This is a genomic window from Umezawaea sp. (assembly GCF_057122925.1).
The window spans coordinates 51,471-62,095 of the sequence record NZ_DBNGPQ010000043.1 but is presented as its reverse complement, the minus strand read 5'-3'; the positions used below and the strand labels follow the sequence as shown (position 1 = coordinate 62,095).

Annotated in this window: 13 protein-coding genes; 1 reads left to right on the top strand and 12 read right to left on the bottom strand. The window is 73.4% G+C overall.

Annotation, left to right across the window (positions count from 1 at the left end):
* Position 1: 1 nt before the first annotated feature.
* On the top strand, positions 2–604 hold the full coding sequence (locus tag AC156L_RS08030; RefSeq protein WP_330873899.1) for an MMPL family transporter: 603 nt from the start codon (positions 2–4) through the stop codon (positions 602–604).
* A 140-nt stretch (positions 605–744) separates the two neighbouring features.
* Here AC156L_RS08030 and AC156L_RS08025 read toward each other — a convergent pair whose 3' ends face one another.
* The 12 genes from AC156L_RS08025 to sbnA are packed head-to-tail and all read right to left on the bottom strand — an operon-like array spanning position 745 to position 10,593.
* Positions 745–918: a hypothetical protein gene (locus AC156L_RS08025; protein WP_330873898.1), complete on the bottom strand. Its 174-nt coding sequence runs from the start codon at positions 916–918 to the stop codon at positions 745–747.
* Between the two features lie 57 nt (positions 919–975).
* Positions 976–2,202, bottom strand: coding sequence for an alpha/beta hydrolase family protein (locus AC156L_RS08020; RefSeq protein ID WP_330873897.1), 1,227 nt, complete (start codon positions 2,200–2,202; stop codon positions 976–978).
* Positions 2,199–2,654, bottom strand: a complete 456-nt coding sequence (locus tag AC156L_RS08015; RefSeq protein ID WP_330873896.1) for a 3-hydroxyacyl-ACP dehydratase FabZ family protein — start codon at positions 2,652–2,654, stop codon at positions 2,199–2,201. The genes AC156L_RS08020 and AC156L_RS08015 overlap by 4 nt, the downstream gene beginning before the upstream one ends.
* On the bottom strand, positions 2,651–3,022 hold the full coding sequence (locus AC156L_RS08010; protein ID WP_330873895.1) for an ApeI family dehydratase: 372 nt from the start codon (positions 3,020–3,022) through the stop codon (positions 2,651–2,653). The genes AC156L_RS08015 and AC156L_RS08010 overlap by 4 nt, the downstream gene beginning before the upstream one ends.
* Positions 3,019–4,077, bottom strand: coding sequence for a 2,3-diaminopropionate biosynthesis protein SbnB (gene sbnB / locus AC156L_RS08005; protein ID WP_330873894.1), 1,059 nt, complete (start codon positions 4,075–4,077; stop codon positions 3,019–3,021). Before sbnB ends, AC156L_RS08010 begins: the two co-directional genes overlap by 4 nt.
* Positions 4,074–5,108, bottom strand: a complete 1,035-nt coding sequence (locus AC156L_RS08000) for a beta-ketoacyl synthase N-terminal-like domain-containing protein (protein WP_330873893.1) — start codon at positions 5,106–5,108, stop codon at positions 4,074–4,076. Before AC156L_RS08000 ends, sbnB begins: the two co-directional genes overlap by 4 nt.
* Positions 5,105–6,325 carry a beta-ketoacyl-[acyl-carrier-protein] synthase family protein gene (locus AC156L_RS07995; RefSeq protein WP_330873892.1) on the bottom strand — a complete coding sequence of 407 codons (1,221 nt, stop codon included), beginning with the start codon at positions 6,323–6,325 and terminating at the stop codon, positions 5,105–5,107. The genes AC156L_RS08000 and AC156L_RS07995 overlap by 4 nt, the downstream gene beginning before the upstream one ends.
* Entirely contained in the window at positions 6,309–7,043 is a 735-nt protein-coding gene (fabG, locus tag AC156L_RS07990; RefSeq protein ID WP_330873891.1) for a 3-oxoacyl-ACP reductase FabG, read from the bottom strand. Before fabG ends, AC156L_RS07995 begins: the two co-directional genes overlap by 17 nt.
* Positions 7,043–8,095 (bottom strand): beta-ketoacyl synthase N-terminal-like domain-containing protein, encoded by a 1,053-nt coding sequence (locus AC156L_RS07985; RefSeq protein WP_330873890.1) that lies wholly within the window; start codon positions 8,093–8,095, stop codon positions 7,043–7,045. The genes fabG and AC156L_RS07985 overlap by 1 nt, the downstream gene beginning before the upstream one ends.
* Positions 8,095–9,330 (bottom strand): beta-ketoacyl-[acyl-carrier-protein] synthase family protein, encoded by a 1,236-nt coding sequence (locus AC156L_RS07980; protein WP_330873889.1) that lies wholly within the window; start codon positions 9,328–9,330, stop codon positions 8,095–8,097. The genes AC156L_RS07985 and AC156L_RS07980 overlap by 1 nt, the downstream gene beginning before the upstream one ends.
* A complete protein-coding gene (locus AC156L_RS07975) occupies positions 9,327–9,611 on the bottom strand; it encodes an acyl carrier protein (RefSeq protein ID WP_330873888.1) in 285 nt (94 codons plus the stop codon). The genes AC156L_RS07980 and AC156L_RS07975 overlap by 4 nt, the downstream gene beginning before the upstream one ends.
* The gene (gene sbnA / locus AC156L_RS07970; RefSeq protein WP_330873887.1) at positions 9,592–10,593 is read right to left on the bottom strand and encodes a 2,3-diaminopropionate biosynthesis protein SbnA; all 1,002 of its coding nucleotides are present in this window, start codon (positions 10,591–10,593) and stop codon (positions 9,592–9,594) included. Before sbnA ends, AC156L_RS07975 begins: the two co-directional genes overlap by 20 nt.
* Positions 10,594–10,625: the final 32 nt, after the last annotated feature.

Genomic DNA, 10,625 nt, shown 5'->3' with positions numbered 1-10,625 from the left:
GATGAACACCGCACTCCTCGACACACCAGGCTGTCTGGCGATCGTCCTGTGCGCGTTCGGGGCCGTGATCACGGCCGGGACGCCCTCGCACGCCGGGTTGACCGCGGTCAGATCGGCGGTGGGGCTGTCGGCGGTGCTGTCGCTGGTGGTGCCGTCCGCGACCGCGGGGGCCCTGGTGATGCTGGGGATCGGCACGGCGGTCGGGATCGACAACTCCGTGTTCCGCCTGCGGCGGGAGAGCGAGAAGCAGGCCAAGCTGGCCCGCAGGCCCGGCGCCCACGCCGTCGACACCACCAGGACCACGACCGGCCAGTCCGTCCTCGTGTGCTGCGCCGCGGGCGTCGTGTCGATGGCGGTCCTGCACATCGCGATCAGCCAGGCGTTCACGTCCATCGCGGGCCGCTCGACGGCCGTGGTGGTGGCGGTGGCGGTGGCCGGGGCGCTGCCCACCATGCCCGCGCTGCTGAACGGACTCCGCACCTGGTTCGCACCAGCCGACACCCGCCGACCGCGCACCCGAGCCCTGCCGCACCAACCGCAGACCAGCCTGCTGCTGTCCGCCGTGGTGCTCCTGGCCCTCACGTTCGCCGCGATCGGCGGCTGACCCCCGTGCCGACCACCGACCGCTCAACGGCCACGACCCGTGGTGCGTCGACCGCTGAGGTCGGCCGGGTTGTCCAGGCGCGGATCTCCGGTGTCCTGCTCGCCGACAGGTCGTCCACGATCACGGGGATCGGGGCGCCATCAGGTCTGGCGGCCCGGATCGACGTCAGCGCGGCGAGGCAGGGTGAAGGGCCCGCCCGGCTCCGTGGGCCGGGCGGTGGCCGTCGGGCGGGCCTGCCCCCGCTCGTCGAAGGCGTGGATGACGTCGCGCACGGTGTCCTCGTGCGCGGCGAGCAGCCGGGCGGTCGAGGCCACCGGTGTTCCCCGTCCCCGACGGCGACGAACCGCCGTCGGGGACGGGATCACCACGGGTCAGGGCTTGAGCAGACCCCAGTACGCCGCCCACGGCACGAACACCGCGCCGACGGCGGTCAGCACCCGAACACGCACACCCGTCCGCGTCCCCCTGGAGCGGAGCACGGCCAGCACCGTCGCCGCGGGCACACCGGCCGACAGCAGTTGCAGCACCAGCCAGGGCACGGACCGGCCGCCGACGACCGGACCCACCGAGGGGTTCTCGGTGGTGGTCAGCCGGAAGAAGTAGCCGACCCAGCCGAGCACGGCGGCGAGGCCGAACCTCGACCCCCAGCGGACGGGCCCGCGAACGCCGCCGACGGCGAACGCGACCACGAACACCACCAGCGCGCCGATCTGGACCGGGCCGGACTCCCACCAGGCGACGCGGGCGAGCGGCCTGCTCCGCGCGTCCTGGTGCGCGGGCGCGTCGGTCGTGGCGCCGGTGGGGCCGTAGACGACCCACGAGGTGACCAGGTCGAGGTAGCCGGGGGCGAACTCGGGCAGCCGGTCGTAGCCGTCGGTGGTGCGGCGCGCGGCGTGGTCGGCGCCCGGCAGGGTCCGGAGGGCGCACCGCTCGTTGCCGCCGCGCTCGAAGGCCCGTCGGAAGATCTCCAGGCTCTCCCCCGGCGGGGTGAGGCGGTCCAGCTCGCCCCAGATCGCCAGCACCGGCTGCCGCACCCGCTCCAGCACGGGCACCGTGTCGTAGTGCGCCTCGGGGAACAGCCCACCCGCGACGAGCTGGCGCATACCGGTGTCGGCGACCGCGTCGACCATCGACCCGGTGACGCCCTGCCGCCGCAGGTGCGCGGCGGTGGCCCAGGCCTGCTGCCTGCTCGGCGTGAGGCCGTTCGCGCCGAGCGTCACCACGAACGCCACGTCCGCCGACCGGGTCGCGGCCAGCGGCGCCACCCAGCCGCCCTCGGAGAACCCCCACAGGCCGACCCTGTCCGGGTCGACCTCGGGTTGGGCGCGCAGCGCGCGCACGGCGGCGAGCGCGTCGTCGGCCAGCAGCGAGTAGTCGCGGCCGGTGGACGAGTAGCCCGTCGTCCGCTTGTCGTAGGCGAGCACGGCGATGCCCGCCGCCGCGAACGCCTCGGCCTCGTCGCGGAGCCCCGAGGCCCGCCCCGGACCGGAGCCGTGCACCAGCACGAGACCGGGCAGGCCGGACGGTCCGGTCGGGAGGTGGAGCGTGCCCCGCATGATCAGCTCGCCGCTGGCGAACGTCAGGTCACGGATGATCACTGAACGGCTCCTTCAGGCCGGAAGGCGAGCAGCGCCCTGGACACCGACAGCACCGGCGTGCCGTCGACCAGGCTCTCCCCCTCCACGGCCACGGTGTGGACCAGGTCCTTGACCAGGCGGACGTCGTGCCTGAGCACGTCGCCGGGCAGGACCCGGTGGTGGAACTCGACGTCGGTCAGCTTCCCGGCCAGCATCACCTCGCCCGGCGCGGCGACCCGACCGAGCCCCAGGCGGATCAGCAGCCCGGCCGCCTGCATCCAGGACTCGACCAGCAGCCCCTCCGGGTAGGCGTGGTCGTCCTCGTCGGACAGTCCGGCGTACCAGGGTTCGTTGCAGGTGACCGCTTTCACCGCCGTCAGCCGGGCGCCCTCGACCACCTCGGTCACCCGGTCGACGAGCAGCACGGGGTAGCGGTGCGGCAGCAGCGCGCGGACGCCCGTCACCTCGATCACCGCGACTCCCCCGCGAGGAAGCGGAGCCGCACCACGGCGGCGGCCCCCCGGTCGGTGCTGACGTGCCCGGTGCACCACCGCGCCGCGCCGTCACCGCGCCAGTCCAGCGCGATGCGGACGGTGTCGCCGGGGAAGACCGGGGCGAGCCAGCGCACCGACTCCAGCGCGGCGAGCCGCAGGGGCCCGGCGTCCTCGGGGGCGGTGAGGTGGGCGCCGCGGCGCACGCACTCGACGACGCCCACTCCGGGGAAGATCGGGAGGTGCGGGTAGTGGCCGCGCAGCACGGGCTCGTCGGCGGAGATCTCGACCGTGGCGGTCGACGGTCCCGAGGCGTTCGCGACGACCTCGCTGATGACGAAACCGGTCACCGCGGCGTTCCGTAGCGGTGCAGCTCGGAGAAGAAGTCCGGCACGACGTGGAGTTCGCCCGCCGCGGCGATCTCGTCGTGGACGTGCTTGCCCACGGCGAGGTCCAGCACGCCGAGGCCGAACGGGGAGAACACCACCGGGTGATCGGTCGGCACCTCCACCGCGCCGGTCAGGACGTCGTGGAGGGTGCCGTGCAGGAAGTCGCGGTTGCCCACCACCTGCTCGGCCAGGTGCGGGGACGTGTTCGCCTTCAGGCAGTGCTCCACGTCGTCCACGACGTTCACCGAGGACAGGACCACCTCGGGGGACAGGTCGCGCAGCGACACGTTCAGCACGAGCGGGTTGTGCCGGAACCACGCCGGGTCGTGCACGTGCGGCTCGCTCGCGACGGTCGCGAACACCACCAGGTCGGACTCGCGGACCACCTCCTCCGCGCCGCCGCGCACCCGCGCCCGGCCACCGGTGCCCCGCACGTAGGACGCGAAGCCCTCGGCGTGCTCGCTGGACAGGTCGTGCACGGCGACCTCGTCGAAGTCCCACCCGGTCGCGGTGAGGTAGGTGTGGACGTACCGGGCGACGAGACCGGTGCCGATGAAGCCGACCCGTGACGGCCGAACCCGGCCCCGGCTCAGCCGGTCCGCCGCGAGCGCGGCCGACGCCGCCGTGCGGACGGCGCTGATGATGGAGCTCTCCAGGCAGGCGAACGGGTACCCGGTGTCGGGTGAGTTGAGCACCAGCACGGCGGAGGCCCTCGGCAGTCCGCTCGCCACGTTCTCCGGGAAGCTGGAGATCCACTTCAGGCCGTCGACGTTCACGTCGCCGCCGATGGACGCGGGGAGCGCGATGATCCGCGCGGTCGGCCGGTCCGGGAACCGCAGGAAGTACGACGGCGGGTTCACCGTCCGCCCGGCGCCGTGCGCCAGGTACGCGGCCTCGACCAGCTCGACGACGCGCTTCTCCTGCCCGTGCAGGACCTTGCCCACCTGCGCGCCGGAGATCACCGAAAAGGACAGGTCGTGCGACATGCTCGTCTCCATGCTGTCGGAACTGGTCATCGGTCGAAGATGCGGAACACGCCGCAGCCGACGTGGCCGTCGCCGTCGACCGAGGTGACGACGGCGACGTCTCCCCCGGCCCCGCAGGCGATGGCGGTGCTCAGCTGGAACGCGGCCGACGCCCCGTCGGTGTCGCCGATCAGGCCCGCGGGTTCCAGCACCCGCGCTCCCGCGCCGAGCACCGCCTCCACGGCGGCGAGTTCGGCGGACGACGACCCGGACACCGCCGCCGCCCACACGTCCCCCTCGGCCACTCCCGCCCGGTGCAGCGCCCGCCGGACGCGGGTGGCCAGCGCTCCCGCGGCGGCCTCCGGACGGGGCGCGTAGCCGAACTCCAGCGCCAGCACCTCGGCCACGGGCCGCCTCCCGTGCGCGAGCGCCGACTCCTCGGACTCGGTCAGGAACACGCAGCACCCCTCGCCGAGCGGGTCGCGCGCGCCGAGGCCGTGCCAGGCGAGCCACGAGCGCCGGGGGTTGAGGTCCTCCACGGCACCGGCGAGCACCACCGGCGACCGGCCCCCGCGGTGCAGGCGCCTGGCGTAGTTCAGCACCGAGAGGCCGGTCGTCCTGCCGGTGGTCACCGTCGAGTTGGACCCCTTGAGGCCGAACCTGATCGCGCACTGCGCGGCCGAGTAGTTCATCACGCTGCTGGGGAACGCCTTGGTGTTCACCTGGTACGGATACGGGTTCGTCAGCGACTCGCGCATGATGCCCATCGCCCGGTCCGAGCTGATCAGGCCGCCGCCGAGCACCAGCGCCCGTTCGGCGGGCTCGAACTCGGCCAGGTCGTGCTCGCGCAGCAGCAGGGCGACCGCGCCGACGGCCAGGCCCGCCGCCCGCCCGAGGTTGGCCAGGTTCTTCGTCTCGCCCAGGATCGCGCCGACGTCGAACCCGTCGACCGCGCCCTGCACGGCGAACGGGACATCATCCTCCACAGTGGACAGTCTGGGTTCACGCGCCAGCACGCCGTCGGCGAACGCACCGGTCCCCAGGCCGAACGGGGAGATCACGGACATCGCGGAGATGATCACCGGACCACCTCGTCCCGGTACCGCCGCAGGACGACGGCGGCGTTGGAGCCGCCGAAGCCGAGGGCGTTCACCAGCACCGTTCGCGGTTCGCCCTCCCTGGCCGCGTTGGGCACGCAGTCCACCGGGCACTCCGGGTCGGGGGTGCGGTGGTTGGCGGTGGGCGGCAGGAAGCCGTGCTCCATCGCCAGCAGCGCGGCGACGCACGAGTGGGCGCTCGCGGCGCCCATGGTGTGCCCGATCATCGACTTGATGGCCGACACCGGCGGAACCGCGCCGCTCCCGAACACCTCGGCGAGCGCCGCGGACTCCATCGAGTCGTTGGTCGGCGTCCCGGTGCCGTGCGCGAAGACCAGGTCGACCTCGCCCGGCGCGACCCGTGCGTTGACCAGCGCCCCGCTCATGCACGCGGCGACCGACTCCCCCACCGGCCTGGTGGGGTGGAAGGCGTCGCAGTTGAGGTTGTGGTCGAGCACCTCGGCGTGGATGACCGCTCCCCTGGCCAGCGCCGTGTCCAGCGGTTCCAGCACCAGCACGGCGGCGCCCTCGCCGAACACGACGCCCGTGCGGTCCACGTCGAACGGCCTGCACACGTCGCGGGACAGCGCGCCCATCCGGTAGAACGTGGCGAACGTCCGGCGGCAGAAGGCGTCCGCGCCGCCGCACAGCGCGTAGTCGGCGTCCCCGGACCGGATCGCGTCCAGCCCGTAGCCGATGGCGTAGGTGCCCGCGGCGCAGACGTCGGGCAGCGTGATCAGCTCGACGTCCTCCAGTCCCAGCTCGTCGGCGACGGCCACCGGCATCCGGCTGAACCGGGCTCGTCCGGCCAGCAGCGGGTCGAGGTCGGCCAGGCCCTTCGCCACCTCCACGGCCGCCAGGTCGTCCAGGTCGCGGGCGTCGCCGTCGGTGGTGCCGATCGCGATCACGCCCGAGGCGCCGCGCAGCCGCTCCAGGTCGAGGCCCGCGTCCCGCACGGCCATCCCGGCCGCCGCGGCGGCCATCCGCGTGGCGCGGCCGTACTCGGACCGCTCGTCGTCGGCGAAGTCGGGGACCTCGCAGGACAGTCCGTGGGCGAACCCCTCGGTGTCGAAGGCGGTGACCGGTCCCGCGCCGTCCCGGCCCGCCCGCAGGCCGGCGAGGAAGCCCTCCCGGCCGCTGCCGATGGCCGAGATCACGCCGAAGCCGGTGACCACGACCCGCCGCTCAGGCACCGTACCCACCGTGGACCTCCACGACCGAGCCGGTGACGTACGTTGCGCGGTCGGAACTCAGGTACGCCACCAGGTCCGCCACCTCCTCCGGCCTGCCCGCCCGTCCGAGCGCGATCCGCTCGGACATCTCGCGCCGGACCGCCTCGGACAGGTCCTCGGTCATCCGGGTGTCGATCAGTCCCGGCGCGACGACGTTGGCCCGGACGCCGCGGGGGCCGACCTCCCTGGCCAGCGACTTGGCGAAGCCGATGATCCCGGCCTTCGCCGCCGCGTAGTTGGCCTGCCCAGCCCTGCCGTGCACGCCGGAGACGGACGAGATCATGGTGATCGACCCGGACCTCCGCTTCACCATCGGGAAGAGCACGGCCCGGCAGACGTGGAAGACGCCGTCCAGGTTGGTCCGCAGCACGTCCTCCCACCTGGCCGAGGACATCGACACCACGAGGCCGTCGGAGACGATGCCCGCCGACGTGACCGCCGCGCTGATCGGGCCGAGTTCGCGCTCGGTGCGCGCCACCCAGTCCGCGACGGCCCCGGCGTCGGTGACGTCGACCCTCGCGGCGAGCGCGCGCACGCCGAGTTCGCCGATCTCCTTCTCCAGCTCGACCGCGCTCGCCTCGTCCGACCGGTAGGAGAACCCGACGTCGAACCCGTCGGCCGCGAGCCGCAGGACGCAGGCCCGACCGATGCCGCGCGAGCCGCCGCTCACCAGCGCCACGCCCGCCATCAGCGCTCACCCGCCAGGCGCAGCAGGACGGCGGCGACGGTGCCGTGCGGATCGCCCGACACGACCACCACCGGTCGGCCCGCCGCCTCCGGCAGGCGTTCGGCGATGCTGAGCACGGACGCGATGGCGAACGCCGAGGACGCCGCCCCGGTGTCGCCGATCTGGTGGCCACCGGGAACGCGGGTCAGCGTCCTGAGGTCGAACAGCTCGGCCAGCGCCTCCCGCTCCGGCTCGGACGCGGTGGTGGACACGACGGCCCACACGTCCGCCGCGGGCACGGACGCCCGGTCCAGCAGCGCGCGCACGCAGTCGTGCAGCGCCGGACGGGCGGAGCCGTCCAGGCACACCCTGGTCTCGACGCCCAGCACCTCGGCCAGCGCCGCGCGGTGCGTGGAGCCCGGTTCGAGCCGGAAGAACGCGCCCCCCTCGCCCAGCGGTGACCCGGAGCCCCTGCCGTGGTGCGCGAGCCAGGCCCTCGCCGACGAGTACTCCTCGACCGCGCCGACGATCACCGAGTCCGCCCGGCCCGCGGCGAGCAGCCTGTCGGAGTAGCGCAGCGCGTGGACCGCGGCGCTCCGACCACCGGCCAGGGTGGTGTTCGGTCCGGTGATGCCGTAGCGGATGGCGCACTGGGCCGCCGCGCAGTTCATCGACCCGCTCGCCAACGTCTTGGTGTTCAGCAGGTGCGGCCTGCTCTTCACCAGCGAGTCGCGCATGTGGTCCATCTCGGTCTGGACGCTGCCCGACGTGGTGCCGAGCACCACACCGGCGCGCTCCCCCGTGTCGACGCCCTGCTCGACCAGTCCGCCGACGGCGACCAGCGCCAGCGCGCTCGCCCGGTCGAGGTGCCGGAGCCCCTTGCCGCCGACGAGTTCCTCCACGTCGAAGTCGGGCACCAGGCACGCCCGGTCCTCCGGCACCGACCACCGCTCGGGGTCGACCGGGACGGCCGTCGGCCGTCCCGACCGCACGCCCGCCGCGTAGGCCTCGCGGCCGTGGCCGAACGGCGACACCGCCGACCATCCCGTGATCACCGGCGCAGCGCCCGCCATCAGACCGTCCTCCCGTGCTTGCCGAGCACCAGTACCGCGTTGTCCCCGCCGAAGGCGAGGCCGTTGTTCTGCACCACCCGGAGATCCGCGTCCACCGCGTGGTTGGGCACGCAGTCGACCCCGCACGCGGGGTCGGTCACCCGGTGGTTGGTGGTCGGGGGGATGAACCCCCTCGTGATCGCCAGCGTGCTGGCGACGGCCGCCAGCGCGCTGGCGGCGCCCATGGTGTGACCGAGCATCGACTTGATCGACACCGTCCTCGGCGGCTCGTCCCCGTGGACGTCGCGGATCGCCTCGCACTCCGTCACGTCGTTCAGCTTCGTGCCGGTGCCGTGCGCGGAGATCAGGTCGACCTCGTCGGGCTTCACCCCCGCGTCGTCGAGCGCCAGTTGCACGCACCTGGCGACGCTGGACCGCGACGGGGACACCGGGTGCCGGGCGTCGCAGTTCAGGCCGTAGCCCAGCACCTCGGCGTGGATCGTCGCGCCCCGCTCCAGCGCGGAGTCCAGGCTCTCCAGCACGAGCACCGCCGACCCCTCGCCGGTGAGGATGCCCCTGCGGTCGCGGTCGAACGGCCTGCACACGTCCGGGGCGACCAGCCCCAGCCGGTGGAAGGTCGCGAACGTCCGCCTGCTCAGCGCGTCCGAGCCGCCGCACAGCGCGAAGTCCACCTGGCCGAGCCGCACCGCGTCGACCGCGTCGCCGATGGCGTAGTTGCCCGCCGAGCAGGCCGTCCCGATGACGTAGGCGTCCACATCGGACAGCCGCAGCTCGCGGGCGATCGACAGGGCCAGGTTCTGGGCCGACACCCGGTCGACGAGGTCCGGGTCCATCCGCTCCGGGCCGTCCACGACCGCGGTCTCGGCCAGCCGGTCGACGTCCTGCGACTCGCCGCTGGTCGTGCCCATCACCACCAGGCCGCGACGTTCACCCAGCGCGCAGGCGTCGCCGCCCGCGTCCTCCACGGCCATCCGCGCGGCGGCGACCGCGAACCGGCTCGCCCGGCCGAGGTTCGCCGCCGGGACGGTGCGGATCCACCGGTCGGGGTCGAACCCCGTGACCTCGCAGGCGACGTCGGACGGGAAGCCCGAGGCGTCGAACGCGGTGATCGGACCGGCGCCGCTGCGACCGGAGCGCAGGCCGTCGGCGAACGCGTCGACGCCCACACCGATGCTCGACACCACGCCCATGCCGGTCACCACCACCCGGCGGCGTTCCTCGACCCGCGCGGTCATCGCACCGCGACGTTCTCGTCCACGGTCGACGACCACCCGGCGAACTCCGCCACGACCTCGTAGACCGAGTCGAGGTCGACCATGCGCGGCAGCTCGTCCTGGTCGATCGCGATGCCGAACTCGGTCTCCAGGTTCGCCAGCAGGTCGATCGTGCTCAGCGAGTCGACGCCGAGGTCATCGGTGAACAGCGTCGTGTCGTCCAGCTCGTGCGGTTCGACCTCGAAGGCCGCGCACGCCAGTCTCTTGATGGTGGCCTTGCGCTCATCGACTACCGCGCTCATCGGCGTATCCCTTCGTTCGTCCTGCCGGTGGCCGCGGAGCGGGGTCGAAGTTGCTCCGCAGCCAGTTGTCGTCGTAGATCGAGTCCAGGTAGCGCTCACCGAGGTCCGGCGAGATCAGCACCGCGGTGCCGCCGCGCGACTCCTCGTGGGCGTCCAGCCAGGACATCGCGCCCGCCAGCACCGTGCCGGTCGAGCCGCCGAGCAGGAACCCGTGCGCCGCCAGCTCCTGGCACATCGCGATGGAGTCCGGTTCGGCGACGTGCACCACGTCGTCCACGTAGGACCGGTCGAAGATCTCCGGCCGGGTGCTCGTGCCGAGGCCGGGGATCAGCCTGCGGGCCAGCGGTGTCCCGAAGGTCACCGATCCCACCGCGTCGACCGCCACCACCGTGACCGGCAGCCCCTCGTCGCGGAAGTACCTGGCGCAGCCCATCAGGGTCCCGGTGGTCCCGGCCCCGACGAACAGCACCTCGACGTCGGGGAACTGCTTGACGATCTCCGGGCCCGTGGTCCGGTGGTGCGCCCGCCAGTTGCCGGGGTTCGCGTACTGGTTCAGCCAGAGGTTCCGCTCGTCCCGCGCGCACAGGTCCCGCACGTGCTCCAGCCGCGCGCCGAGGAACCCGCCGTCGGCGCCCGGCTCGGTCACCACGTGCACCACGGCCCCGTAGCTCTCCATGAGCCGCACCGCCGCCCGGTTGCACCGGACGTCGGTGACGCAGGTGAACCGGTACCCGCGGCTCGCGGCGATCATGCTCAGCGCCACGCCGAGGTTGCCGGAGGAGGACTCCACCAGCGTCGTGCTCGACGTGAGCAGGCCCGACCGCTCCGCGGCGTCGACCATCTCGGTCGCCGCCTTCAGCTTGATCGACCCGGCGAAGTTGAAGCCCTCGCACTTCATGTAGAGCCGACGGCCGACGACGTGTTCGAGATCGATGTACAGATCCTCAACGTTGAACTCGTGTGGCGCGGTGATGACCGGCACGGCAAACCTCCTCGGGGCGTCTCTTCCGCTGG

Coding starts and splice junctions, on each gene's coding strand:
- AC156L_RS07975 (WP_330873888.1), bottom strand. CDS start 9,611: ATGAGCGCGGTAGTCGATGAGCGCAAGGCCACCATCAAGAGACTGGCG.
- AC156L_RS08030 (WP_330873899.1), top strand. CDS start 2: ATGAACACCGCACTCCTCGACACACCAGGCTGTCTGGCGATCGTCCTG.
- AC156L_RS07985 (WP_330873890.1), bottom strand. CDS start 8,095: ATGGCGGGCGCTGCGCCGGTGATCACGGGATGGTCGGCGGTGTCGCCG.
- sbnB (WP_330873894.1), bottom strand. CDS start 4,077: ATGACCAGTTCCGACAGCATGGAGACGAGCATGTCGCACGACCTGTCC.
- AC156L_RS07980 (WP_330873889.1), bottom strand. CDS start 9,330: ATGACCGCGCGGGTCGAGGAACGCCGCCGGGTGGTGGTGACCGGCATG.
- fabG (WP_330873891.1), bottom strand. CDS start 7,043: ATGGCGGGCGTGGCGCTGGTGAGCGGCGGCTCGCGCGGCATCGGTCGG.